Consider the following 26,695-nt stretch of genomic DNA (forward strand, 5'->3'; position numbering starts at 1 on the left):
ATTTTCAGGGCAAGAGAAGGGATTTAACATATACTTCGTGGAAGGACGGCCGGGTCATGAGCTCAAGATAGCCGACCTGCCTGGCAATGGCTTCGCCCCGCTTCCTCTCCGTCAGGGAAAGGAGGGCCAGCCGCGCTCCGGTGCCGGCGGCATTGCCAACCTGGCGGAAGGCGGTTAAAGGCAGGTTGGGAAACATACCGATGGTGATGGCGCTCTCCAGCTTAAGATGGGTGCCAAAGGCGCCGGCCACGACGACCTCCTCCAGGTCCTTTACTGTTAACCCGGCTGCCTCCAGGAGCAGGAGGGTCCCGGTGGCTATGGCGGCTTTGGCCAACTGAATCTCATTGATGTCCTTCTGGGTCACCACCAGGTCGCCGTCGATGCCGGTTTCCGCCGCCGGTACCAGGAGGAATTCCGGCGGTCCACCTCCGGCAGGTCGCCTCACCCGCGGGTGGTTGAGGTCCAGCCGACCGCTGGCGTTGAGGATGCCGGTACGGTAAAGCTCGGCCACGGCGTCCAGGATGCCGGAACCGCAGATACCCAGGGGTGGTACGCCACCAATACTTTCCCAGAAAACATCCCGGCCGTCGTCGCTTAAGCGGACGGCGGCAATAGCCCCGGTAACGGCCCGCATCCCCTGGGCGATATGGGCGCCTTCAAAAGCCGGCCCGGAGGCACAGGAACAGGAGAGCATTTTACCGCCATAACTTAAGACAATCTCCGTATTGGTGCCGATATCCAGTCCCAGGGTGACCTTACGGGCTTCATCAATCCGGCTGCCCAGGATCATGGCCACATGATCGCCGCCAACAAAACCGGCGATTACCGGTTGCAGGTAAACAAAGGCCCCCGGGCTTAAGTTTAAGCCAAGGTTCCGGGTCTTTATTTCTACCGGTGTAGTCAAAGCGGGTACATAGGGCGCCCGGGCAAGCTGCTCTACCGGCAGGTGCAGAAGCAGGTGATGCATGGCGGTGTTACCGACAATGACGGCTTCCTCAATATCCGTCGTCGCCACCCCGGCCTTCGCCGCCAGGGTAGCGGCCAGGCGGTTCAATCCCTCGATCTCCACCTCCTGGATGCGCCGGTACTCTTCTTCGCCCTCCAGGGCATAGCCCAGCCGGGCCATGACATCCTCGCCGTAGGTAATCTGGGGATTCATAATACCGTCGGCCGCCAGGGTAGCACCTGTCTCCAGGTTTATGAGAAAGCCGGCCACCTTGGTGGTCCCCAGGTCGACGGCCAGACCCACCGGCGGCGGGGCCAGGCGGCCGGTATAAATATTGATAACCTCCGGCCCGCGCACCGTTACCACGCATTCTCCCTCCGTAGCCATTGGCTTCCATTCCCGGGCCAGGCCAAAGTCCACGCCGGGCCGGTCCAGGCCGTAGGTGGCTTCCAGCTCGCCGGTCACCTGCTGCCAGAGGGGGAGGGGGTTTTCAATGGTCGTCTTACTTAGCGGCAGGTTGTATCTTTTAACAGGGGGCTCGGGAGTAACTGCAATATCCAGCCCCTCGACCTGAAGTTTCTGAACTCCGAGCATAGATTCCGGCGGGATCTCTACCTTGACGGGGCCGATGACCGTTGCCTGGCAGGCCAGGCGATAACCCTTTTCCAGTTGAGCCGGTGTGAGGAAGCGCCGCTCCGCCGGGTTTACTTCCCCTACCTCCCCGGACGCAATCCGCACCCGGCAGCGACCGCACAGGCCCCGGCCACCGCAGGGAGCGGTCAGCCCCCCCGCCCCCAGGGAGAGACCGAGTTGCTGGATAGCAGACAAAATGGTCTGGCCGGCGTCAACCTCTACCCGCCGGCCCACTGGCTGGAAATCAACTAGTACTCTTGCCAAAGTGGGCACCCCCTATTTTCCGGAAGACACTGGGCGTGTAGCCTTCCTGCTTTTTAAACACCTGCCCAAAATAGCGAGCATCACGATAACCAACGCGAGTGGCGATTTCCGCTACCGGGAGCTTGGTGTTCAGCAATAACTCCCTGGCCGCCTTGAGGCGTACCTTTGTTAGATAATCTATGAAATTCAAGCCCTTGAACTGCTTGAACAGCTTGCTGAAATAACAGGGGCTAAGATATACCTGCCGGGCGACCTCTTCCAGGGTGAGATCCTGGCTGAAATTGGCCTCAATATACTTGCTGGCCCGGTCAATAAGGGAGGAATTGCGCTGCTCCCGGGTTTCCGCCACCTGGGCCACCAGGGCCATTAAACGTTCCAGGATGCGCTCCCGCATATCAGCCAGGTTGTCCAGGGTAAGAAACTCAGTGCTGCTGGCCAGGGCAAGGTCGGAAACCGCCTCCGGGTCGGCACCGCCCTCCAGGGCGGCCCTGGCCGCCAGGGTATTCAGTTCCAGGAGTTTCATCTTCAATATAGCCGGCCGTTTTTCCTGCTCCAGGAGGAGTTGCATCAAAATATTTTTAGCCTGGCGGTAGGCAGCCTGCCTATCACCCATACGGATGGCCTGGGTTAATTCCTGCTCCTCGGGAGCCGGCAGGAACTGGCCGGCACTGGGCCGGGCAATAACGTCGTCAGCATGGATAACCTGGTCCCCGCCGTAAAATAGCCGGAATTCTGCCGCCGCCACCGCCTCGGCGTAGGAACGGGCCAGTTCAGCAACCTTTGCCACCGGCCGGCCGATACCCACCGTTACCGTAGCCCTGGTATCCCGGCGTACCTGCCGGCAAATGCCTTCTCCCAGCTCGATGGCGGCCTGGTGGCTATCTGCACCCGGGGCCAGGTGGTCCAGGGGCAGGAGGATGGCGAACTCATCCCTGGTTACCGGGGCGACCAGGGCCCCGGGCCAGGACACAGTCGCCCTTTCCAGACTTTCCTTGACCTGTTGCTTTAAAATCTGCCGTTCTACCTCTGTCCCCTCCCGGGCCAGAGCGGCAAAATTATCAATATCCACCAACATGGCCAGACGGGGCAAGGTGGCGATCCCCAGGAAGCGCGCCCGGCTGACGGCTTCGGCGTCGGTGATATTACCGTTGATCAGGTCCATGATAAAGCCCAGGCGAATAAAGGGCTTCGCTTCCTCCAGAGCGGCCCGCAACCTTGCTGTCTCCTGCTGGCGCCGGCGAGCGGCGGCGACGCCGGCAGCCAGTTCATCCAGGAGGGGAAGCATTTCTTCGGCCGCCACCGGCTTTAGTAAATATTTGGATGCCCCCAGGGCAACAGCTTCCCGGGTATAATCGAATTCGCCATAGGCAGTAACAAAAATCAACCTGGCCTCGGGTAGGATTGCCCGAATCTCCCGACCGGCGGTCAACCCATCCATGACGGGCATCTTGATATCCAGGAAGACGATGTCCGGTCGCAACCTGGCAGCCAGTTTGACCGCCTCGCCTCCATTACCCGCTTCCCCGGCAATCTGGTAATGAGGGCGCTCCCTGGCCAGCAAAAAGCGGATGGCCTGGCGCTCCAGGGGTTCGTCGTCGACAAGCAGGATCTTGATATCCGTGGCCAAGGCTGGTTGCTGCCCCCCTCGGAAACTTACTCTTTCCCACGCCTAATCCACAGTATAAGGAAAAGTCAGCTGGACGCAAGTACCTTTTCCCGGTATACTGGCTACATCCAGGGCGCAGTTGCTACCAAAATGGTGCTGCAGGCGCCGGTAGACATTGACTATCCCCAGGCCGCTTACCTGGCCTTTACCGCTCCGCCGGACTTCCAGGTCAAAGATCGCCTTTTTCACCTCCGGCGGTATTCCGACCCCGTCATCCTTGATTTCTACCCGGACCTGGTCGCCCACCAGGCGGGCGGATACGGTGATTTCCCCTCCCTCCTCCTTGGGTTCCAGGCCATGGATAATAGCATTCTCCACCAGGGGTTGCAGGACCATGCAGGGCAGCCGGGCCTGCATGGCGGCCTCTTCTACTTTCACCCGGCTCCGGACCCGGTCTGAAAACCGCGTTTCCTGGATAAAAAGGTAGTCGCGCACGGCAGCTATTTCTTCTGCCAGGGAAACCGTTCCCTTGACCTGGTAGAGGCTGTAGCGCATGAGGCGGGCCAGGGCGCGGACCATTTTTTCCGTATTGGCCGCCCCTTCCAGGAGGGCCAGGCGGGCTACGGTATTTAAAGAATTAAAGAGGAAGTGGGGGTTGACCTGGGATTGGAGGGCCTTGAGTTCGGCGTCCTTCAGGGCCTGTTCCAGCTGGTGCTGCCGCTTAAGGAAGTGGATGAAGCTCGCCTGCTGGTCCTCCAGTTCCTTATTGACCAGTAAAACGGTGTTGAGCTGCATGATCTGGCCGGATACAAAGGAGAGAAGACCGCAAACAGCTTCCAGGTCCGTTAGGGATAAGACTGGGACGGCTGCCTTCAAATCGGCCGGGTCAGGGTCGCCTCTCAAGAGGCAATGGCCACAGAGGACGGCCCCCACCGTCCCATCCTCATTGGCCAGAGGGTAGGAAATTTCCACCAACCCGGCATGACAGCGATAAATAAAAGCTTCTTTAAAATTGCCCTGGAGGGTGGTGACATCTTGGGCTCTGGCCGGGTTTTCCTTAAGCAGGTGGCAATGGCGGGAACACTCCAGGAAACCGCCCAGGGAAGTCAATGGGCGGCCGGCGGCATCCACCATGACCAGATGCAGGCCTGTCATCCGGGTAAAGGCACGCTGCAGGTCTTCCAGGGAACCCTCCCCGAAAAACAGGTCCAGGGTAGCCGGAGCCAGGACGGCCCGGCGCTTGCGGTCGGCACCGATCAGGCTCTTAATCAGAGGTATAGCCGCCGTGGCATCGGGGGCGTAGCCGTCAGCTCCCATCCTGGCGGCAATCTTTTCATTCAGGGGGGTGCCGCCTACGACAACCTTTACTTTATCCCGCCAGCCGGCCTCCCGCAGGGCAGTAATAGTTTCCTCCATACCCTTGCGGGTAGAAGAAAGGAGGGCCGAGAGGCAGAGGACATCGGGACGGTGCTTAATGACCGCCTCCACAAAGGTGCTGGGGGCTACGTTCACGCCCAGGTCGATAACCTCAAAGCCCGATGCCTCGAGCATGATGGCGAGGAGATTCTTGCCGATATCATGGATGTCCCCCTGGACAGTACCGACAATGGCCCGCCCCACCGGTTGCACCTTACCGGCCAGCATCAGGGGCTTAAGTTCCTTGAGGCCGGTATGCATGGCCCGGGCGGTAATAATCAAGTCAGTTACGTAAATCTCGTTGCGTTCGAACCTTTCCCCCACTACATCCATGGCTGCCACAAAGCCATCGGTTATGATCCGGGCCGGTTCGATCCCCGCTGCCAAGGCCCTTTTTACTTCTTCCCGGACCTTGACAGCGTTGCCGTCGATTACAGCCTGGATTAGATTTTCCAGGGAAAAGGATGCCATATTACTCCTCCTAATAAAACAACCGCAGTAGGGAAACCTCCCTCCTGCGGCCGCAAGTTGCTTGCCAGATCAGGCCTTAATCTTCCCGGCCCGGGCGGCAGATATATACTCCAGGCAGTATTCATCCTGGCCGTACAGGGCGGTGGCGGCCCGCAACAGGCCCATTAATGGCATATCCAGGGGATCAAGGATAAAGGAATCCATACCTTTAGTGAGGCACATAACCATAAAGGCCCGGTTCAGCAGTCGCCTTTCCGGCAGGCCATAGGAAACGTTGGAAAGGCCGCAGATGGTGTGAACCCCGGGGTATTTTTGCCGCAGGGCGGCAACCGATTCCAGAGCCTCCACGCCGTACTGGCTGTTAACTCCCAGGGGTTTAATCAGGGGATCAAGGTAGATATCGTCTTCCGGTATGCCGGCCTCTACCAGCCCGGGTACCAGCTTACCAGCAACGCGAAGGCGGTCCTCTACCGAATCCGGCATGCCGCCGTCATCCATGCAAAGGGCGATAACCTTAGCCTTATATTTCTGCACTAAAGGCAAAACTTCCTCCCAGCGCTGCTTCTCGGCGGTGATGGAGTTTACCATTGCCTGGCCCTTATGGGCTGCCAGGCCGGCAGCCAGGGCCTCGGCGCTGGGGCTATCAATACACAGGGGAACATCAACGACTTCCTGGACGATATTCACGAGCCAGGTCATTACCTTATTTTCTTCGCCGATGCTTGTCCCGCAGTTAACATCGATAATATCGGCTCCGGCCTCGGCCTGCTTCCTGGCCAGTTCCTGGATATAATCCTTATCCCGGTTAGCAATAGCCTGGGCAATGGCTTTGCGGCTGGAGTTAATTAACTCTCCGACAACGAGCATCACTTGGCCTCCCTTATATTTTACGAAGCGAGGAGTTGTGCGGCCAGGTCAACGGCCGACGCAGCATCGGGAGCGTAACCGTCGGCTCCGATTTCATCGGCAAACTTCTGGGTTACCGGGGCGCCGCCGACCATAATCTTGATCTTATCCCTGTAAGCAGCCAGACCTTCGACAGTCTTCTTCATCTGCATCATGGTGGATGTCAGCAGGGCGGAAATGCCTACCAGCTGGGGTTTGTGCTCTTCCACCGCCTGGACGAATTTCTCTACCGGCACGTCAATACCTAGGTCGATAACCTTGTAGCCCGCGCCTTCCATCATCATGATGACCAGGTTCTTGCCGATATCGTGAAGGTCACCCTTGACCGTACCGATAACGAAGGTGCCTTTTTCCTTAATGTCGCCGCCGGCCAGGAGGGGCTTGACCACATCCATGCCAGCGTGCATGGCCCGGGCCGCTACCAGGACCTCCGGAACATAGACTTCATTATTCTTAAATTTGACACCAATAATGTTCATGGCTGCAATCAGGCCGTCGTTAATGATCGTCGTGGGCTCAATGCCTTCATCTAGGGCTTTTTGGGCCAGTTCCCGCACTTTGTTGGCGTTACCAGCCATCAAGGCTTCTTTCATTTCCTCCAGGACAGCCATCTGTCATTCCTCCTTAAATATTAAAGTTGGTTCATTTTTAAGTTTATTTTAAGATAAATTGAACGGCAAGGTTAAATTCTTGCCAAAGGTTTATTTTCTTGCCCTTTGGGGATGCCGGCGCCGTCTGGTGGGACGGGGGAATAATTAAACCAATCAAGCGTTAGTCGGTCATAAGGCTAGGGCTCTTAGCTGCCGCCAGCCGGCACTGCGACCCATAAAAATAACCCCGTAAGCGGGGTCTATCATTGAATCGGCTAATGACACTCGCACCTAATGCCGCACCGTTAAGAGCTTAGAAGTGTTAGAAGAGCAGCGAACAAATACTCTGGATTGCAGCCTCTTATCTGGAGGCAGAAAAGAGTTTTCATCGGATTAACGGCTATCGCGAACTGCCCCTATACTGAAAGAGGCGATGGGCAAGAAGTTGTTTCCAGAATCTTCCATTAGGAGCTATCACGGATTTATGCGGAATGTGGGTTTAAAGTACAATTCTAGTACCGGATTTTCCTTCAAGGGCAGCTACTAATTCTGTTGGTGAGGTAATGATTCCTTCCTTACCGCCATTCTTAAGGTACCTTAGCAGGGCCGTAATCTTTGGACCCATGTTCCCTGGTGGAAAATGCCCTGCAGCCATGTAGGCTTCGGCTTCGGCTATTGTTAACCTATCCAGTTCTTTCTGGTCGGGCCTGCCAAAATTTATAGCCACTTTATTTACTCCTGTAGATATTACAAGAACGTCTGCTTTAATCTCATTAGCTAACAAGGCGGAGGCATTATCTTTGTCAACAACAGCAGCAACTCCTTTCAGGTTGCCATCATGTTCTACTACAGGGATACCGCCACCTCCTGTACAAATGACAATATATCCATCCTCAATCAAATCTTTAATAGCTCTGATTTCAACAATGGCTTTGGGTTCGGGGGAGGGTACTACCCGCCGCCAGCCTCTGCCAGCGTCCTCCACTACCACCCAACCGTCTTCCTCAACATGCCGTTGAGCTTCTTCCCTGGTCATAAAACTGCCGATGGGTTTAGTGGGGTTCTGAAAAGCCTCATCGTTTTGATCAACTACTACTTGAGTCACAATGGTAATGGCCTGCCTTTTGATCCCTCTGCGGCGAAATTCATTCATTAATGACTGCTGGATCATATAACCTATTGCTCCCTGGGTATCGGCCACCGCAAACTCCAAAGGTATCAAGGGAAGTTCCCCACACGCCAATTCCGCACGGCGAATTAAAAAGCCCACTTGTGGTCCGTTGCCATGAGTAATTACTACATTCCAGCCCTTTTCTACCATATCTGCAATATTACGGCAGGTTTCCCTCATCGTTGCTAGTTGGTCATACAAACTAATGAGCTTTTTGTTTTTAATCAACGAATTACCACCTATAGCTATTACTGCCAGTCTTTCCATATCTAATCCACTCTCCTGTTAAATTTTGTTTTTTTATTTTATTAACTATTTACTCAATAATAAGATGTTGGCTCTTCACTATATCATTTGTGTAGCTCCAAATATATTCCAATAGCCGAAACCTGAAATTAGCCTCTTCCTGCCTATTACCAAGCAAGGTTAACAGGGCATTCTTCATGTCAAGGTTCTGCGCTTTGCTCCGATTAAAGGCCGCAATTAGAGTTATAAAATCAAGTGTTTACCCACACGAAATAGCGAGGATCTCTTTATTCTTCTTTCTGTCTGAGTGGCAATAGCTGATTAAGTATAATGGCCGTTATCCCCCCTACCGCAACACCGGATCCCAGGATAACTGTAAGGTAAGATGGTAAATGCTCTAGTGCACCTTCTGGATGCAACCCAAAACCCATCCCCAGGGCAACTGAGATAGCAAAAATGAAAATCTCCCGTTCCCCAAAAACTTTTGCTTCGCGGAACTGTAAAATACCTGATCCTGCAATTGCGCCAAACATTACCAGGGCAGCACCACCAAGTACTGGCGCGGGCATACTTGCAATCAGAGCCGCAAATTTTGGTACGAGGCCCATAAGCAATAATATAATGCCACTGACAGCTACAGCAAAGCGACTGGCCACTCCTGTAATACTTATGACCCCAATGTTCTGGCTAAAGGAAGTGATTGATAACCCATTGAATAAAACTGCAATTGATGACAGCAAACCGTCAACACTGATTGCTCCGGATAACTCGCGCCGACCTATTTCCTTATGAGCTACTAAGCCTGTTGCATAAGTATCCCCTATAGTCTCCAGCATAGAGGCAAATTGTGCTACCAGAACCGCTAAAATAGCAGGAAACGAAAACTTTGGCAGTCCAAAGGAAAAAACTTTTGGTATAGCAAACCATGTTGCCTCCTTGACCAACCCAAGATTCAAAACACCAGCGATACCAGCAGCCAGGTAACCTACAACAATGGCCAGAGCAACAGATATAGAAGGCCAAAATCCTTTTGTAAATTGGTTAATCAAAATCAGTATAACTAAAACTAAACCACCGATAGCAAAACTTATTGGCTGACCAAACAGCGAGCTTTCCCCACCTGCTAGCCAAGTAAAACCTAGGGGCATCAATCCCATACCAATCAAGACAACAACGGTCCCTGTAACAACTGGAGGTACATATTTCTGAATACGCCAAACGAAAAAGCTAAAAACAAATTCAACGATACCACCAACAATAACTGCTCCAAGAATAGCCTGGATACCCAATTGAGAACCTACGCTTATAAATGGCGATATAAAGACAAATGCTGTACCCATACATATAGGGAGGCGAGCACCCAGCCTACCAATACCAAGGGATTGGACTAATGTCCCAATCCCACTGGTTAAAAGCGAACCTTGAACGAGAATAGTAATCTGTTCGCCGGGTAATTTTAATGCAGTGCCAACCATTAGGGGTACAGCTACGATACCGGCAAACATAGCCAGGACATGCTGGATCCCATACATAATTAAGTATGGGAGGGCAGGTTTTTCGTCCACACCAATAAAACGACTACTCACCGTTTTCCCCCTCTTCATAATTTCATTACCTTAATTCAAGTAATTATGGCAATGCGAGTATACATGGTATAGTCTTTCGTTGACGATATTTGAACGGCAGGAGTGTCTACTTGTAAATTACTAAGTTTACACCAATTAATAGAAGGATTATACCTATTAAACGCAGCGAGTTAAGAGCTATACGAGGAGCGCCTAATAGACCAAAATGATCGATTATTGCCGCCATAATAAGTTGACCTGTAATCGCCGCAGAAAGTACCCCTCCTGCACCGAGTTTGGGAATAATCGTCGTCATACCAAGTACGACAGCAGCACCGATTGCCCCTCCCATATAATATACAGGGTTAACACGACTAAGTGCTGCGAAATCGAGGGGGTCTTTTGTTAACCATTGAGTAATCACAACTGATATTATTAGCAGCAATGAACCAATTAAAAAAGAAATTGTGGATGCCATCAGGGGGCCAGTTGATCGGGCCAACCCGGCATTTATCACCGGCTGAAGCGCCCATATAGCTCCGATACCAAGGGCCAAAAAGAAAAATACGAGCATGACCTTCACCTTTAATCTAGTTATATTAAGCTGCAAGATGCCATTCAGGGGGCCATTGATAATGGCCCCCTTGCCTTCCTACACCCTGGCAATAACAGCAATTGGGCCACCGCCATCAGGCCCTTGATGCTCTGCACCACCGGAAACGTAGACCATAGGATCTCCTACCACGCTGGCAATAACAGCATTTACTACTGCTCGCGCCGAGCGGGTATGATTGATATCAGAGTCATCAAGCATCGTGTTACGCCTACCCCTTACTGTACCAGAAGATGCGGCCTCAGCCTTGGCCAGTACATTAACGATCTTAGCAAGCTCTTCTGCTGGCGGGCAACAATCAAATTTTAAACCGGCATCTTTAAGGGCAGCACGTACTGCATCAGCGTCAATGGCATCCTTCATAACAGAGTGGCCTATAACCAAATCACTGGCACTATTGGTAGAGTTTCCTACTACGATAATTTCGTCATTAAGAAGTTCAACCCCCGCTGACGTCGAAGCCACACTAGAGTAGAGATTCCAGTCATGACAAATTGCTTCGTTGCTAATCTTATCCGCAGATATCTCGCCCAGTGCGAGGGCCACTCCGAGAGCTGAGGCGCCACGTGAGTAAGCCATTGATTTATAAGTGTCATTTACCACAACATCTTTCCCGCGTCGCTTGGCATCCTCAATTCTTTCAGCAGTCAAAAGCGGGCACTTTATCTGAACAAAGTGAACGTCGCGGGGATCATCTATTTGGGCGTCTTTCATAGCCTCTTTTACAGCTCGAGCCACTTCGTTTACCTGTTCCATCCGGCCCAATTCTTCCGGCAGAAAGTCCCGCGTAAAAGCTACGCCTACTGCCAAGCGCTTTCCTGGCTTAGCTGGTTCCTGGACATCTTTTCGGACAAAGACAGTAATGTGCGGCGTCATAACACCCTCAGTACCGCCTGACATTATAAACGCAACTTTTTTTACAACTTCTTCGCGGCTTATTCCCAATTTTTCTGCTAGATACATTGCTAGAGATTGGGTAGCAAAACCGCGAGTAAAATCGTTAACACAACCATTACCTTCCGTCTTGCCCAGAATAGCTACAATTTCAGCCGGATTAATCTTCCCTGAGTCAATCAAAGTAGCCAACCCGCTGATATCATCAGGTGAGGCTGTTGGGATACGAAAGACTTCAACTTTTTGCATGTTAAAACCCCCTCATTTTTTATAAACGCATCGTTCGCCACCTGTTAGGAAATAGTTTCAGCGAGACGATGCAGTGCTGCTACAAAACACTCCATAGGCGCCCGGACAAGACCGGCCCCTATCTGCCCCACACCTGCCTCACGGTGGGCAATACCTGTATTGATGATTGGATTAATGCCTGTTTCAACAACCTTTAAAACATCAATCCCTGTTGGGGTTGGCCGAAAACCGAGATTAGGAATAGTGTAGGCAGGGTTTGAGGTCAAAGTAATATTGTACATCTCTAGGGTATAGTTAAGGGCATCCTGAGGGGTACCACCTACAAACTGCACAATAGCTGGTGCCGCTGCCATAGCAAAGCCGCCAAGACCGCACGTTTCAGTAATAGCACTGTCTCCTAGATCAGGGTTAGCATCTTCATCGTTGTACCCAGGGAAATAGAGCCCTTTAACATATGGCGCCGGAGCTGTAAACCACTCATTACCAAGCCCGCTGACGCGAATACCAAACTCTACCCCATTACGTGCCATAGCCGTAACAAGTGTACTTCCAGGGATTCCATGTGCGGCATCGAGGATTGCCTTACAGGCGGCCATGGAAATATTAAGATAGAAATGATCGTTTTTGGCCAGGAAAGAAGCAACCTCCTCCAGTTTGTTAGGTGGACAGGTTTTAACTAATGCAGGCATCAAGGTACGTGTCAATAAGGAAGTTGCCGCCAGGTTGCGATTGTGGCATTCGTCTCCCATCTGGAGAGCTTTGGCAGTAAGAGTCTTGAGGTCTACACCACCACATGCCAAAATGGCATTGCGTAACGCCGGTGCCAGGACATCACGAATCCAGCGCAAACGCTCTATAATTTCGGGAGAATTGGCACCGAAACGCAAGACCTTGCCCAAGCCTTCATTAAAGTTTGAGTATGCCCGGTTTCCAGCGGTTTCATTTTCAACAACAAAAACTGGCATAGAAGCTGAAATAATCCCGGACATAGGACCAACAGCGCTATATTCGTGACAGGGAGCAAACTTTATTTCGCCACTAGCAGCCAATTTCTCGGCTTGCTCTGCATTATCTGCCAAGCCTTCATAGATAAGTGCACCAATAACAGCACCCCGCATAGGCCCGCACATTTTACTCCATGTAATCGGCGGACCAGAGTGCAATATCATATTGCGCTCGAAGCCAGGTATTACCTCGCCAGCAAGCTTGATATCGATAAGCTTCGGTTGCGCTTCCAGTAAACGATTGATAGCTTTTTGATTGGCGGTGTTAATAACATCAATATTTTCTTCAATCAAGGCCAACAGTCGGACAAGATGCGGGTCGCCATTGGCGGGCGGTCTCCATTCTACATGTATATTAGCGACGCCCAGCGAAGTCAAGTCATGGGCAAAAGACTCAAGCCCTACATTAACAACCTTGACAGGACCATTTATTAAATCTCTACTTAAAGTCATGATTAAACCCTCCGGCTTTCGTGTAACTTGATAATCCTTCCCGCCGCCCGTGCTGCTTCCGCATTGGATGGTAAGACGAAAATCCCTTCTTTTTCGAGGACTTTGACCTGTTCACTAAGAGGTTGCGGGTCGGCTTCGGTACCACACACAAAGGCAATTACTGCCGGATTATTGCTCGGATAAGCATCCCGGGCACGGGCCACTGCGCGGGCCAGTTCCCCTGCCGGGTCAGCGTGACTCCCATAACCTGTAACTACATCACAAAGGATAACGCCTACTTCCGGATCAGCATACTCCTGCATTAAACGTTCGTTGCGAGGAAGGGGATCTATCATAGGATGGGGACGCCCTCTTGTAAACTCGTCATCCCCTAAATCCACAATGGTATGCTTGTGGCTTTTCCTTGCTGAAGGTAATTTTAGTTCTGGTTTTAATGGGATATTGGAGAAGATATCACCGACGATATCGCTGAGTATCACCATTGCCTCGTCGGCTAGGGTGCCCCCTGTAAACAGGCCACGAATATAACGCTGGTTCGGGCCCAGCTGGCTTTCCAGCATGGCGATCTGTTTTGAGTAATCTCCCCAGTAATTTTCCGGCATGGCAACTGCTTCTTCTCCATTGGCCAAAGCGACTGCCTTGTAAGCCGCATCTTCGATGGTTGCGGCACCCACAACACCAGCTGACTGGATGGCATTTAAATCGCCTTTAAGCAAATTCACTACTACAGGTTTCTTACACTGCTTAACCCTATCCAGTATTTTATTTGCCGTCCGTGGTCCGGCAGGTTTTGAGATCAATAAAATAACCTCTGTCGCAGGGTCATCTTCAAGAAGATCAATACCGAGAAGCATCATTTGCCCGCCAACTTCATCTAAGAGGTCCCTGCCTCCAGTGCCTATGGCGTGGGAAATACCTCCTCCCAAACGCTCGATCAGAACAGTGGCTTCTTGGATACCGGTTCCTGAAGCGCCAACAATCCCTATCTTGCCACGAGCAACAACGTTGGCAAAGGCAAGGGGCACCCCATCAATAATTGCCGTGCCACAATCCGGCCCCATTACCAGCAGTCCTTTCTTAGTTCCGATTTGCTTGAGCCGGACCTCATCTTCAAGCGTAACGTTATCACTAAATAGATGCACGTTAAGTCCCAGGTTCAGTGCTTTAAGCGCCTCAGCTGCCGCATATGTTCCTGGTACAGAGATAAGGGCCAGATTTGCACCAGGTAAAGCCTCTACTGCACTTCGTAAGGTCTTAGGAAATTGCTGTTTAGTCTCACCCTGTTGCACTTCAGCACGGTTGAGAAGTTTTTCCGCCAACTCCACAGCCTTTTGTGCCTGCTCTTCTGTATCTACCGCCACGATTATCGCCAGATCATCGGCATTGGCAGCAGCTACTTCTGGCACCAACATACCTATATCCTGTAAAGTGCTCTTATTCATCTCCGTCGCCATAATCACAGATGCTTGCTTTACCCCGTCCTGCTTACGGAGTTCAGCAGATAACTTCATGAGTTTTACAGAATCCTGATACATCTTAGGTTTAATTAGCCAGCGAATAACCACTACGCTGCATCTCCTTTCCGTTTTCTAGGGCCAACAGCAATCCAATAGCTGTATCTGTACCCGAAGATGCACCCCTTGCTAGTAATTTTTTCATGTTATTGCCAACTGCTTCTGGCTCCCCCCCCGCAATTGCCTTTAGCAAGGCTGTGAGCGGTTCCATATAGTACCCTCTACAAGCCCACCTGATATGTGTTTGGCTAATTTCGTTTGTACGTGCAAGGGACGACAGCACGTTGGACTGCATCATTTTTTTAATCTCCCGGGCGCGGGAACTTATGGTCGATATTAAATCCAACCCGCTCATGTAACCCACAAGCAGATCATCCCCCGAGGGAGTCAAACCTGGTCCCAAGCCCAAAAGAGTTTTTACTGCTACATCCGCAATAAACTGCCATTCGTCTCGGTTCCAGCTTATCCGGAGGAGTTCGATGCCCTGCTTACCCCTTTGTATCACAACCTTATCGATAGGGTCACTGGCAGGGGAAGCACTGCCGTTAAAGGCGCAAAGCATCGGTCCCTTACCGTAGGTAAATAAAAGCGACCACAAGGAATCCAGAGACACATGCTTCAGGCCAAAATCGCATGGTGAGTAAATACGTACTGCATAAATGCAACGCCTCATTAATAATACCGTGTCAATGCTAGAAGTCGGACCTTTACTAAAAACTAATTGTTCCCCAACCAGGATGCGATTGTATAAGGCGTTCCATTCATGTTCGCTCAGCAGCACATTAATGGGCCCGCGCCCTATAGACTGGCTACCTACGCACACGAGACCAGCCGGGGCTCGGCAATAAAGTGAACGTTTGGATATGGAGATTACTTCAGTAGAAGTCAGTCCTTCTAGAGTCGCCCAGGCTCCGATACCTACAGAAAGAGCCTCCAAGGTATGCACCCTTTCTTCACTTAAAGGAAGAGACCTAATATGATAAGTAACACAAGGACTCCAAACACATATGGCGCATTATTGCGGACAACGCTTTCAATTTCCATTTCGAATGTCTGGGAGAGAGCAGCAACATTAATCTGTACAGGGCTCATCTGCGTACCCATACCGATAGCCAGGGCCACAAGTCCCATTTGCAAAGGAGTAAGGCCAACAGCAGCCAGAACGGGAACCACCAGGCTAATTACGCCAACGCTATACGCTCCAGCCGGTACAGCTACGATGAAGCCAGCCAAAATTGCTGTCGATACGAAGATAAAAGATGGGGCACTAGCCGCAATCTGAGCTATATATTTAAAGGTACCAATTTCTGAAAGGATATTAATGAAACCCAGGAAAACACCGATTGCAAACAAACGTGTGAGGATGAAAGAAGAACCTTGAATTAAGTTCTCCGCCATCTTATCCATAGAGGATTTTGTTAAAATTGTTGCTAGCACAAGAGTGCTGATCATGTTAAAAGGTGCTGTAAAGACATGATAACCACCAAATAGCATATTTAAATACTTACCGGCGACAACTACAATGATAAAGTAGAGAGGTGGAAGAGCAGTTCTTACTATCTGTCCCATGGACATGGGTTCATTATTTTCTTCGTTTAAAATACGTCCCCTTCGCCAAACTCCATAAGCCGCCAGGGTGATACCAATTATCCAAAATAAGATCGTAAATGGAAACATTTGATTAACATAGGTACCAACATCCATCTTTGCGATTTTAGAAATTGTGGCACTCTCGGCAGAAGCTGGGGATGTCTCAAAACTCGCTGCTGTTGCAATCGCCATACCTGCAATTAGTTCTGGAACTGCTCCTACCGCAGCAAATGCCAATGGGCCGGTTACCATTGTATTTCCTGCCCCAAGACCAGCAGCGTAAGTTGCTAGCGCCTGAATGAGCACGATAGCAGCAGCCACTAGATATACTCTATTGCCGGTGATTTTCCGGCTAAGTCGAAGCAGAGCATCAAATCCTCCCGTCTTGGCAACAGCAAGGGCCGTCGCGGAATACATTATCGGTGTCGTCATAGACATCATGCCGGGAATAGCATCCATTATTATTTTTGTCGCCGACGCCAGGCCCATATGACCGATAATCATAGCAACAATTGCACCACTGATACCCGCGACTATCATATGCTTCCTCATAACAAGGACGGCGATGATAACAAGAAGCGGCAAAAGTACAATTGCACTCATTTTTTTCCCTCCTAATAAGTATTAGTGGAACCGTCTATCACTTCCATATTTTGTTATTATTAAAACTCCCTTCTTTACTAAGTAATTTTCCGGATTTTTGCCCAAAGCAAATCTCCACTGCAAAAGCATTTCTGGTAATTAGATCCAATTACCTGTCCCCTACATTTGTAATTTAACATTAATGAGCCAACCGCCTCTATGTTAAATTTATACAAAAGATTGCCGTGTCAATTAGTCAAATATCAACAAAGTTAAACAATCTCGCGCAAGTGAAGCATAACTTTTAGATAAAAAACACCACCAATATAAGCGGTGGCTCCAAATTTCAAGTTAATTTCCTTTCATGTGCAGGATTTTAAGGGCAAGCTGCAGGCTCAGGCGATCATCCGGAGACTTTAAATCAAGGCCAGTAATTTGTTGTATCCGGTTTATGCGGTATCTCAAAGTATTATAGTGAATAAACAAGGCATCAGCTGTTTTCTGCAGGTTCATATCATTAGCAAATAACATCTCCAGCGTTGTAATTAGACCGGCTTTATTTTCTTCATCATAAGAGACCAGTTGGCCTAAGATATCGTCATAGAAACGTTGCATCTCTGCAGCATCAGAAGTCAATAAAATGCGGTAGACACCCAGGTCGTCAAAGTGAAAAACTTGACCCCGTTCGTAAGCACGTCTCCCTATTTCCAGTGCCTGGTGGGATTGGTTTATACCTTCGGCAATCTTCATGGGGTCGGCGATAAAGCGGCTAATCCCGACGAGTATTCGTGTATCTAACCGCTTCGCTAGCTCTTCACAACAGGAACGGGCCAAAGTCTCGGAATTTCTCCGCAACTGTTTGATATCTTTTCCTGGCAGAGGGCGGTGCAACACCATTAACCGCCTCCCTCTCTCGACAACCGCTGACCCCGGAGATAACGAAACAACCGCTGTATTCACTATCTCCATTATCTTAAGCCGTTTCTTGCGGGCAAATACTGGCTCCTGATCGTAAAGCGACTGCAAATCATCACATTCAAATAACATGACTGTAAAGCCGTTAGCAATCTCCCACCCAAATCTTTCGGCCAAAATAATCGCATCTTCCTTTGAGGTAATTTTACCATCCACGAGATACTCAATAAAGCTGCTTTTAAACCTGCTCTCGACATCAAAGACAGCCCGTTGCTTGCTTATTTCCAAAGCAATAACAGTAACCGCCTGCTCAATGCCGGTTATTTCCCGTTCAGAAATAGGCTTTTAGGGCCCCCAGATAAACAAGTATGCATAAATTTCCTCAGCAACTGTGACAGGGCGGCATATGGCATATAACCCACCAGCACAGTTAAATACCAATTGTTCCCTACCACACTTACAGGCTTCTGCCAGCTGTTTGCTGTCATTTACAAGTTCAGCCAGTGCCCGGTTATTATCAGCACCGAAATCGCGGGGCGCTAACCATGAAGCTATCTTTCGGAAGGCAGGATCATGAATGGAGACTGGCAACCCCAGTAAGCCAGCTAGGGTCCGCGCGATCTCAGCCAGCCCTCCGCCATATAGTACTATACCGGTTAGTGCTTTGCTAAGTTGTTCATTCCTTTGCAGGATGGCCGCCTGGCGGTTTAAAATTTCGGTTAAAATAGGGTTTATAATTTCGTTAAATGAAGCGCTATTGGGCAATTTAATCAAGGGAAACTTGTATTTGTTGGCCTGCTTAATCATAATCTCTGGAATCTCACGGATATAGCGTTCCGGCTTTATGGCCAGCGCGGCCAATCCGCATTTGTTTAATTCGGGTATCAAATTTTCCAGAGCTCTGATATCATCTTTAATAGGATACGCGGTTGTCAGCAAAAGCTCTGCGGGTTTTATATAATTTCCTATATCCGGTACTTCCATGATGTTCACAGAATTGATTATACGATCAAGTCCCTGTTCACCACCGACAAGTACTGCTCCCTCCAACTGAGGCAAGCGCAGCGCTTCTCTTACAGTAATTCCCATAATCAACACATATACCTCCTCCCGACGAGTTGAGATGGAAGAGACCTAAGGCGTTAAGAAAATCATAATTTGGCGTGACCAATTTAATTTGAGAATCCGGGAGATTTTACTGCTTTCCTGACCTAATTTATTGTGAGAAATTTTTTGGGAATAAAGTGAGAATCTACAGTGTTCATCGAACAGTAGTTTTGCCTTTGGCATCCTCCAGATTCTGTTTCGCGGCGTACAACCTTGCCTTCTGTAAACGAGCTGTTCTGCTTCGCCAGTAGCGGACTTTCACCGCCAAGTCATAGTCCTTGCCGGGAGAACTAAAGACGGGGCGGCTTCTCCTGGCTGCCACCCCGTCCCCGCTCTAAGGCTTAAGCTGCCTGCTCCCCGGTTTAACCACCGGCACCCCCTGCCGGCATAAGGGGCAATCCCCGGGCTGATACGTCTCAATATCAAAGGTAATCAGAGGCTCCACGGGCGCGCCGACGTCGGCCCGGCCGCCGCTGCGGTCCACCAGCACCCCGACTCCCACCGGCACGGCTCCGTGCTGTTTCACTACCTCGATTACTTCCCGCACCGACCCGCCGGTGGTAATGACGTCTTCTACCACCAGAACCTTTTCCCCGGGTTCCAGGGTGAAGCTGCGGCGCAGGGTCATGACGCCGTTTTCCCGCTCGGTAAAGAGGCACCGGGCCCCCAGCTGGCGGGCCATTTCATAAGCCATGATAATAGCGCCGATGGCCGGGCCGATGACCGTGGTAATACCCCGGTCCTTAAACCTGGCGGCCAGCTCGTGGCAGAGAAGGGTATTTTCCTCTGGGAACTGCTGCACCCGGGCGCACTGGAGATAACGACCGCTGTGGAGACCGGAGGTCAAGACGAAGTGCCCCTCCCACAGGACCCCGGTGCGGCGGAAGATATCCAGGACTTCTTCACGACTTAACATAAATATTTTCACCCCAAGGTTTAAATTCGCAAGGCGCCTACCAGTTCGTTGACATCCTGCAAACCCTGTTCCTGCAGGTAGGCTTTAATCCCGTCAATCACTTCGATTATAGCCCGGGGATTCACCAGGCCGGCTGTGCCTACCGCCACGGCCCTGGCCCCGGCCAGGAGGAACTCCAGGGCATCCCGGGCGGTCACGATACCGCCCATGCCGATTACCGGGATCTTTACCGCCCGGGCCACCCGCCAGACGGCACAGAGGGCCACCGGTTTAATGGCCGGGCCGCTCAGGCCCCCGACGATATTGGCCAGGGCCGGCCGTCGGGTCTCCAGGTCGATGGCCATACCCTGAAGGGTATTGATCAGGGAAAGGGCATCGGCCCCGGCGTCCTCCACCGCCCTGGCCAGGACCGTAATATCGGTAACATTGGGCGTCAGTTTAACTATCACCGGCAGGTGGGTTTGCCCTTTTACCGTTGCCGTCACCCGGGCGGCCATTTCCGGCACCGTGCCGAAGACAATACCTCCCTCCCGGACATTGGGGCAGGAGATGTTGACCTCCAGGGCGGCAATACCCTCCGCCGCGCTTAGCCTGGCAGCCAGCTCGCCGTATTCCTCTACCGTCCTGCCGGCAATATTTACAATCAGCGGGGGAGTAAACCGGCGCAAATAAGGCAGTTTCTCCCGGAGAAAAACCTCCAGGCCCGGGTTCTGGAGCCCGATGGAGTTGAGTAAACCGGAGGGAGTCTCCATTAAACGCGGCGGCGGGTTGCCGGGGGTCGGCTCCAGGGTAATGGTCTTCACAACCAGGGCCCCCAGGCGGTTGAGGTCCAGAAAAGGTGCGTATTCCTCGCCAAAGCCGAAGGTACCGGAGGCCGGCATGACGGGGTTCGGCAGGGTCAGGTCCCCAAGCTGTACCTCCAGGTTGACCCCGGCACCGGTTTCCGGCTCTTGAGGAGTAGATCGTGACTTTAGCCCGGAACCGGCGCAGCCTGTTCCTGCAAGTCCCTTACCTCTGGCCCCCAACTTCTCGTCTTCTTCTTTAGGATTCACTCCGGGCCTCTTCTCAGCCTGCTCCATACTAACCCTCCCAGCATACGGCAGCGACATCGAAGACCGGACCGCCGGTGCAGACATTTTCGTAATACTTCTCCCCCCGGCTGTCCCGGAGGGCGGTGACACAACCCCGGCAGGCGCCGAAGCCGCAGGCCATCCTCTCTTCCAGGGAAACCTCGGCCGGGACGGCCGCCGCTGCCGCCAGGCGGGCAAAGGCCGCCAGGGCCGGCCGGGGACCACAGGCGTAAGCCCGGTCGTAGTGGTTATCCTTTAACTGTTTTTCCCAGAGGGCCGTCACCGGTCCCCGGAAACCGGCGCTCCCGTCGTCGGTGGCGATAAACAACCGGATACCCAGGTCCTCTAAAGCCTCCAGCCGGTGCAACCCCCGACTGTTCCGGGCACCGTAAAAAAAGTCGACCTCGTTGCCCAGTTCCCTGGCCTGCCGGGCCAGGAAAAATAAGGGTGCCATTCCCAGGCCCCCGGCTACCAGGGCCAGCCGCCGGCCGGACACCAGGGTAAAACCCCGGCCCAGGGGTCCCAGGAGATCTACCTTGCTGCCGGGATGCTGACGGCTCAGCCAGGCCGTGCCCCGGCCTTTGACCTGGTAGAAAAGGGTTAATTCCCCGTCACCTGAGTCATGGATACTTAAGGGGCGCCGCAGGAGGGGATCCAGGCCCTCTCCACAGCGCAGGTGGACAAACTGGCCCGGCCGGGCGGTAGCGGCGATAGCCGGGGCCTTCAACCGCAGCAGGCAGATGTCCGGACCTATCCTGATGGAGGCCACTACTTCCGCTTCCAGTTTCTGCATGCACTTCATCCTTTACCAAAAATCTTTTCTATATTCGCCACCAAAATCCCTTTTCCTGCAAGAAAAAGCCCCCGCGTTTAAAAAACGCCGGGGCTTGTTGATTTTCTCGCCTTTACATGGGAGGCATACCGCCGCCGGGAACGGGCGGTTCTTCCTCCGGAATGTCGGCTATTAGACTCTCAGTGGTCAGGACCAGGGAGGCAATGCTGGCAGCATTCTCCAGGGCGGAACGGGTCACCTTCAAGGGATCGACAATACCCGCTTCAAAGAGGTTGACATACTCCCGGGTAGCGGCGTTAAAGCCCATGCTGTCACCGCTCTGGCGCACCTTCTCCACTACCACCGATCCATCAACGCCGGCATTGGCCGCAATCTGGCGCATGGGTTCTTCCAGGGCGCGGTAGACCAGACGCACCCCCGTCAGTTCGTCACCCTGGGCCTGGACACCATCCAGGGCCGTCTGGGCGCGTACCAGGGCGGTGCCGCCGCCGGGGACAATGCCCTCCTCCACCGCCGCCCGGGTGGCTGCGAGGGCGTCTTCGATGCGCATTTTCTTTTCTTTCATTTCCGTCTCGGTAGCGGCCCCGACTTTAATGACCGCCACACCGCCGGCCAGTTTGGCCAGGCGTTCCTGGAGTTTCTCCCGGTCGTAGTCCGAGGTCGACTCCTCGTACTCGCGGCGAATCTGGGCTATCCGGGCTTCAATGGCCTCTTCTTTGCCGCGACCTTCGACGATGGTGGTTTCCTCTTTACCCACCCGGACCTGGCGCGCCTGGCCCAGCATATCCAGGGTGGTGTTCTCCAGTTTCAAGCCGGCTTCTTCGGTAATAACCTGGCCACCCGTCAGGATGGCGATGTCCTGTAGCATGGCCTTGCGCCGATCGCCGAAGGCCGGCGCCTTGACGGCCACGCAGGTAAAGGTGCCCCGGATCTTATTGACCACCAGGGTGGCCAGAGCTTCACCCTCCATATCCTCGCAGATTATAAGCAGGGGTTTACCCGTCCGTACTACCCGTTCCAGGACGGGTACCAGGTCGGCCACGGCGGTAATCTTTTTATCGGTGATGAGGATGTAGGGCTCTTCCAGGACGGCTTCCATGCGCTCGTTGTCGGTGACCATATACGGAGAGATATAGCCGCGATCGAACTGCATGCCTTCCACGACGTCCACGGCGGTTTCCATACCTTTGGATTCCTCCACGGTTATGACGCCGTCCTTCCCCACCTTTTCCATGGCGTCGGCCACCAGGGCGCCGATCTGGGGGTCATTGGCAGAAATGGAGGCTACCTGGCTGATGGAGTCCTTGGTTTCCACCGGCCGGGCCTGGGCCTTAAGGTTCTCCACCACGGCCGCCACCGCCTTTTCAATACCCCGCTTCATGAACATAGGATTGGCCCCGGCGGCCACGTTTTTCATGCCCTCCCGGACAATAGCCTGGGCCAGAACACAGGCGGTAGTAGTCCCATCGCCGGCGACATCATTGGTCTTGGAGGCTACTTCCCGCACCAGCAGCGCGCCCACATTCTCAAGGGGGTCTTCCAGCTCAACCTCCTTGGCAATGGTCACGCCGTCGTTGGTAATGGTAGGGGCCCCGAATTTCTTTTCCAAGACCACGTTGCGTCCCCGGGGTCCCAGGGTGACCCGGACGGCTTCGGTGAGTTTGGTAATACCTTTTTCCAGGGCCTCCCTGGCTTCGCGGTCGAAAACTACTTGTTTGGCCATTATGTATCTCCCTCCCTATTCAACTACCGCCAGGATATCGCGCTCGCTGAGGACCAGGTATTTGGTGTCGCCCTGTTTTAGTTCGGTGCCGGCATACCGGGCGTAGAGGACCCGGTCCCCTGCCTTGACTTCCATTTTTACCCGTTCCCCATTATCCAGCAAACGGCCGGGGCCAACGGCTATTACCTCCCCCTGCTGGGGTTTCTCCTTGGCGGTATCCGGCAGGACGATGCCAGCCGCTGTTTTTTCTTCGGCCTCAAGGGGTTTAATGAGGACGCGGTCGCCCAAAGGTTGAAAACTCATGCATTAGCCTCCTTTTTCGTCTGTTAGCACTTTATTTTAGAGAGTGCTAGGTTACAGGTACTATAATATGCTTTCTCGCCCTAAAATACAAGTACCCCGGCAAAACTAGCCAAACCCGCTTGCCCGGAGGAACCAGATTTGCGGTTCAAAACGTCCGCCTGTCCCTGGTCTACATCTTGTTGCGCAAACTACTAAAGGCCATGTGCCGCTTTACCCCTCCTCCGGGTTCTGTATCAGGCCATCCGCGGCCAGGATGCGGTAGAAGACCTCGACTATGCCAGGGTCAAACTGGCTGCCGGCGCAGCGCATTAGTTCCTTGACAGCCTCAGCCGGGGACAGGGCCGGCCGGTAAACCCGGTCCGTGGTCATGGCGTCAAAGCAGTCGGCCACACTTAAAATGCGGGCTTCCAAGGGGATGCTTGTACCTTTCAGCCCTCTGGGATAACCGCGGCCGTCATAGCGCTCGTGGTGATACAGGACTGCCCGGGCAATAACTTCTTCTCGACTGGTTACTTTTCTTATTATCTTGTATCCCAATCCGGGGTGGCGGCGGACGTTTTGCCATTCTTCCGGCGTCAGCAGGCCGGGTTTGTTCAGGCAGGCGTCATCAACGCCGATTTTCCCGATGTCATGGAGCAGCCCGGCCAGGTAAAGGCACTCCTGGTGGTACGGCGATAAACCTAAGCTGGCGGCTATCCGGCGCGCATAAATGGCTACCTGGCGTGAGTGCCAACCGGTATACTGGTCGCGCATCTGCAGGGCCTCGAGCAAGGCAGCCGTCGTCAGTTGCAGATTACGCTGGAGCTGCTGCCGCTGCCATGCCAGGCGTCTCAATAGCTCTATAGTCACCGGGTCGACCAGGTAAAAGCCGGTTACCACTAGAAAATCAACATAATCGCTGGGTTTAATAATAGAAAAAACTAAAGGGTTCGTAAGCATACGCAGGCTACCAGCCACCAGGGCAACCGCCAGGCCTTCGAGTAAAGAATTGAGGGCGGCGACGGTTACCGGGACGAGGTAGAGGAAGTCAAGGAGAAAGTGGAAAGGCAGGCCCCGGGCATAATGGTTTAAAATCGTAATAATAGCTAGAGATAAAACCGCCGCCCACCGGAAAAGGGTCTTTACTGCCGGGGTGGCTAAATTCAGGCGATTGATAGCCAACCTATCAATGATACCATCGCTGTACAGGCCTGCACTTCTGCCCATTTTTAAACGCCCCCCGTAAGAAATATAGCTGTAAATACTAGCTACCTGATTTACAACCGGCAAGGCTCATATCTCAGAGCCAGCGGGTGTTCACAACCAGCGACCGTGGACGAGCACGGGGTAGTGTAACCAAAAACTTTGATGGCGCAGGGAAAAGGGGGCTCTCCCTCTAATAACCAGCAGAAAAATCCACGAAGGGCAGTCCCGGCTAGGTAAGGTACGCGAAAAGGGGTTTTGTATGTGTGAGCTAGAGGATTAGTATTTTTTACAGTGATATTGAGATACTTCCTCTATTGGTATTTATTTTGGTAACAACGGCGTTTTCAATCATGCCTGCAAGCCTTCTCAAAATTTTATTTTATTTTATTTTTTTATTCGACATAAGAAATTTATATCCTCCTTTGCCAAACATTTTTAGTGATAACCGTTGTGTAGTACTTTAAACCTGTTATATCAAATAAAAAAGCCCCGCTATGCCCATGGCATAGCGAGGCTTCTTAATTACCGGAAGTGGCTACGGCGCCCTTCCCTTAAGGCTGCCCGCACTCGCCGGCCTCGCCCTTTAAGATGGCCAGGCCGTGGGGCAGGGCCGGCAATATTGCCGCCAGGTTTTCCCGCACCCCCTTGGGACTGCCGGGCAGGTTGACAATCAGGGACTTCCCCCGGATGCCGGCTATGGCCCGGGAGAGCATGGCCTGGGGGGTTACCTTTAGGCCGGCGGCCCGCATGGCCTCAGGCAAGCCCGGTACCTCCCTATCGATGACATCCCGGGTGGCCTCGGGGGTGACGTCCCGGGGGCTAAAACCGGTACCGCCGGTAGTGAGGACCAGGTCGGCTCCCACCTCATCGCAGAACTCCCGCAGTTTAGCGGCCAGGAGCTGGCGTTCATCGGGAACGACCGCATAAGCCACCACTTCGCCGAGATCCGCCACCATCTCCCGTATAATGGTCGCGCTCTTATCCTCCCGCTCGCCCCGGGAGCCCTTATCGCTGGCCGTAAGGATTGCTACCCGGATCACGAGGCCACCACCTCGATATGGTCGCCCACCTGAACCGGTCCGCCCGTGAGGATGGCCACGAAGATACCTTCACGGGGCATGACGCAGTCGCCGGCCTGCTGGTAAATGGCGCAGCGGCTGTGACATTGTTTACCGATCTGGGTAACCTCGGCCAGGACACTCGGGCCGATCTTTAACCTGGTGCCCACCGGCAGGGAAACCAGGTCAATGCCTTCGGTGGTCAGGTTCTCGGCGAAGTCGCCGGGACCGACCTTCAGGCCTTTAGCCTGCATTTTGGCGATGCTTTCCATGGCCAGCAGGCTCACCTGGCGGTGCCATGGCCCGGCGTGGGCGTCCCCCTTAAGGCCGTAGTTGGCAATGAGCATCCCCCGGCCGATATTCTTTTTTCGCTCACCCTTGTTGGCCGAGGTACAGACGGCTACGATTCTGCCCATGGCTGCTCCCCTTCCCGCAAGAAGTGGCCGCTGCGGCCACCAGTCTTTTCGATTAGCCTGATTTTATCGATAACCATACCCCGCTCAACGGCTTTGCACATGTCATAGATAGTCAGGGCGGCCACGCTCACTGCCGTCAGGGCTTCCATCTCCACCCCCGTCTGGCTGACCGTCTTCACCCGGGCTTCGATTTCGACAGCCCCGGCCTCCGGGTCGGGGCGAAAATCGACGCTGACAGCGCTCACCGGGAGGGGGTGGCAGAGGGGGATCAGGCTCCCTGTCTGTTTGGCGGCCATAATGCCGGCCACCCGCGCCACGGCCAGGACGTCACCCTTGGGCATCCCACCCTCTATGATCAGGCTCAGGGTATCCTTGCTCATGAGCACCCGACCCCTGGCGACAGCCATCCTTTCGGTGACTGCCTTGGCGCCGACGTCAACCATGCGCGCCTGCCCTTTTGTATCGAGGTGGGTAAGAGGATTGCTCATAGCGGAAG

Annotated in this window: 24 protein-coding genes; all 24 read right to left on the reverse strand. The window is 52.9% G+C overall.

Features of this window, described 5'->3' with window-relative positions:
* Positions 1 to 4: 4 nt before the first annotated feature.
* The 24 genes from MOTHE_RS10460 to moaC all read right to left on the reverse strand — a co-directional run bounded on the left by MOTHE_RS10460 (position 5) and on the right by moaC (position 26,687).
* Complete coding sequence (locus tag MOTHE_RS10460; protein WP_373878642.1) at positions 5 to 1,852, reverse strand: ASKHA domain-containing protein; 1,848 nt, start codon at positions 1,850 to 1,852, stop codon at positions 5 to 7.
* Positions 1,824 to 3,470, reverse strand: coding sequence for a response regulator transcription factor (locus MOTHE_RS10465; RefSeq protein ID WP_053095091.1), 1,647 nt, complete (start codon positions 3,468 to 3,470; stop codon positions 1,824 to 1,826). The genes MOTHE_RS10460 and MOTHE_RS10465 overlap by 29 nt, the downstream gene beginning before the upstream one ends.
* Before the next feature lie 42 nt (positions 3,471 to 3,512).
* A complete protein-coding gene (locus tag MOTHE_RS12935) occupies positions 3,513 to 5,336 on the reverse strand; it encodes a histidine kinase (protein ID WP_080997198.1) in 1,824 nt (607 codons plus the stop codon).
* 69 nt (positions 5,337 to 5,405) lie between these two features.
* Entirely contained in the window at positions 5,406 to 6,203 is a 798-nt protein-coding gene (locus MOTHE_RS10475) for a methyltetrahydrofolate cobalamin methyltransferase (protein ID WP_011393605.1), read from the reverse strand.
* Between the two features lie 20 nt (positions 6,204 to 6,223).
* A complete protein-coding gene (locus tag MOTHE_RS10480; RefSeq protein ID WP_011393606.1) occupies positions 6,224 to 6,853 on the reverse strand; it encodes a corrinoid protein in 630 nt (209 codons plus the stop codon).
* Positions 6,854 to 7,331: 478 nt separating this feature from the next.
* The gene (arcC, locus tag MOTHE_RS10485; protein WP_011393607.1) at positions 7,332 to 8,270 is read right to left on the reverse strand and encodes a carbamate kinase; all 939 of its coding nucleotides are present in this window, start codon (positions 8,268 to 8,270) and stop codon (positions 7,332 to 7,334) included.
* A 266-nt stretch (positions 8,271 to 8,536) separates the two neighbouring features.
* Positions 8,537 to 9,835: a nucleobase:cation symporter-2 family protein gene (locus MOTHE_RS10490; RefSeq protein WP_162490089.1), complete on the reverse strand. Its 1,299-nt coding sequence runs from the start codon at positions 9,833 to 9,835 to the stop codon at positions 8,537 to 8,539.
* A gap of 106 nt (positions 9,836 to 9,941) precedes the next feature.
* Entirely contained in the window at positions 9,942 to 10,388 is a 447-nt protein-coding gene (locus tag MOTHE_RS10495) for a DMT family transporter (RefSeq protein ID WP_069591528.1), read from the reverse strand.
* Between the two features lie 78 nt (positions 10,389 to 10,466).
* The gene (gene atzD, locus MOTHE_RS10500) at positions 10,467 to 11,570 is read right to left on the reverse strand and encodes a cyanuric acid amidohydrolase (RefSeq protein WP_011393610.1); all 1,104 of its coding nucleotides are present in this window, start codon (positions 11,568 to 11,570) and stop codon (positions 10,467 to 10,469) included.
* Between the two features lie 44 nt (positions 11,571 to 11,614).
* Positions 11,615 to 13,027, reverse strand: coding sequence for a YlbE family protein (locus MOTHE_RS10505; protein ID WP_011393611.1), 1,413 nt, complete (start codon positions 13,025 to 13,027; stop codon positions 11,615 to 11,617).
* A 2-nt stretch (positions 13,028 to 13,029) separates the two neighbouring features.
* Positions 13,030 to 14,592, reverse strand: a complete 1,563-nt coding sequence (gene fdrA, locus MOTHE_RS10510) for an acyl-CoA synthetase FdrA (RefSeq protein WP_053095092.1) — start codon at positions 14,590 to 14,592, stop codon at positions 13,030 to 13,032.
* A complete protein-coding gene (locus tag MOTHE_RS10515; RefSeq protein ID WP_053095093.1) occupies positions 14,570 to 15,322 on the reverse strand; it encodes an oxamate carbamoyltransferase subunit AllH family protein in 753 nt (250 codons plus the stop codon). The genes fdrA and MOTHE_RS10515 overlap by 23 nt, the downstream gene beginning before the upstream one ends.
* A 176-nt stretch (positions 15,323 to 15,498) precedes the next feature.
* Entirely contained in the window at positions 15,499 to 16,734 is a 1,236-nt protein-coding gene (locus tag MOTHE_RS10520) for a TRAP transporter large permease subunit (protein WP_011393614.1), read from the reverse strand.
* 330 nt (positions 16,735 to 17,064) lie between these two features.
* Entirely contained in the window at positions 17,065 to 17,916 is an 852-nt protein-coding gene (locus MOTHE_RS13525) for a PucR family transcriptional regulator (RefSeq protein ID WP_053095094.1), read from the reverse strand.
* A gap of 57 nt (positions 17,917 to 17,973) precedes the next feature.
* The gene (locus MOTHE_RS13530; protein WP_236683322.1) at positions 17,974 to 18,717 is read right to left on the reverse strand and encodes a PucR family transcriptional regulator ligand-binding domain-containing protein; all 744 of its coding nucleotides are present in this window, start codon (positions 18,715 to 18,717) and stop codon (positions 17,974 to 17,976) included.
* 352 nt (positions 18,718 to 19,069) lie between these two features.
* Entirely contained in the window at positions 19,070 to 19,651 is a 582-nt protein-coding gene (gene pyrE / locus MOTHE_RS10535; RefSeq protein ID WP_011393616.1) for an orotate phosphoribosyltransferase, read from the reverse strand.
* 20 nt (positions 19,652 to 19,671) lie between these two features.
* A complete protein-coding gene (locus MOTHE_RS10540; protein ID WP_011393617.1) occupies positions 19,672 to 20,730 on the reverse strand; it encodes a dihydroorotate dehydrogenase in 1,059 nt (352 codons plus the stop codon).
* Position 20,731: 1 nt separating this feature from the next.
* A complete protein-coding gene (locus MOTHE_RS10545) occupies positions 20,732 to 21,514 on the reverse strand; it encodes a dihydroorotate dehydrogenase electron transfer subunit (protein WP_053095096.1) in 783 nt (260 codons plus the stop codon).
* 112 nt (positions 21,515 to 21,626) lie between these two features.
* Entirely contained in the window at positions 21,627 to 23,237 is a 1,611-nt protein-coding gene (gene groL / locus MOTHE_RS10550) for a chaperonin GroEL (protein WP_011393619.1), read from the reverse strand.
* A 15-nt stretch (positions 23,238 to 23,252) separates the two neighbouring features.
* On the reverse strand, positions 23,253 to 23,540 hold the full coding sequence (gene groES / locus MOTHE_RS10555; RefSeq protein WP_011393620.1) for a co-chaperone GroES: 288 nt from the start codon (positions 23,538 to 23,540) through the stop codon (positions 23,253 to 23,255).
* Between the two features lie 210 nt (positions 23,541 to 23,750).
* Entirely contained in the window at positions 23,751 to 24,746 is a 996-nt protein-coding gene (locus MOTHE_RS10560) for an HD-GYP domain-containing protein (RefSeq protein ID WP_011393621.1), read from the reverse strand.
* 530 nt (positions 24,747 to 25,276) lie between these two features.
* Complete coding sequence (locus tag MOTHE_RS10565; protein ID WP_011393622.1) at positions 25,277 to 25,765, reverse strand: MogA/MoaB family molybdenum cofactor biosynthesis protein; 489 nt, start codon at positions 25,763 to 25,765, stop codon at positions 25,277 to 25,279.
* A complete protein-coding gene (locus tag MOTHE_RS10570) occupies positions 25,762 to 26,199 on the reverse strand; it encodes an MOSC domain-containing protein (RefSeq protein ID WP_011393623.1) in 438 nt (145 codons plus the stop codon). Before MOTHE_RS10570 ends, MOTHE_RS10565 begins: the two co-directional genes overlap by 4 nt.
* The gene (gene moaC, locus MOTHE_RS10575) at positions 26,184 to 26,687 is read right to left on the reverse strand and encodes a cyclic pyranopterin monophosphate synthase MoaC (RefSeq protein ID WP_011393624.1); all 504 of its coding nucleotides are present in this window, start codon (positions 26,685 to 26,687) and stop codon (positions 26,184 to 26,186) included. Before moaC ends, MOTHE_RS10570 begins: the two co-directional genes overlap by 16 nt.
* Between the last annotated feature and the right edge of the window lie 8 nt (positions 26,688 to 26,695).

This window comes from Moorella thermoacetica (assembly GCF_001267405.1).
Lineage (GTDB): Bacteria > Bacillota > DSM-521 > Neomoorellales > Neomoorellaceae > Neomoorella > Neomoorella thermoacetica.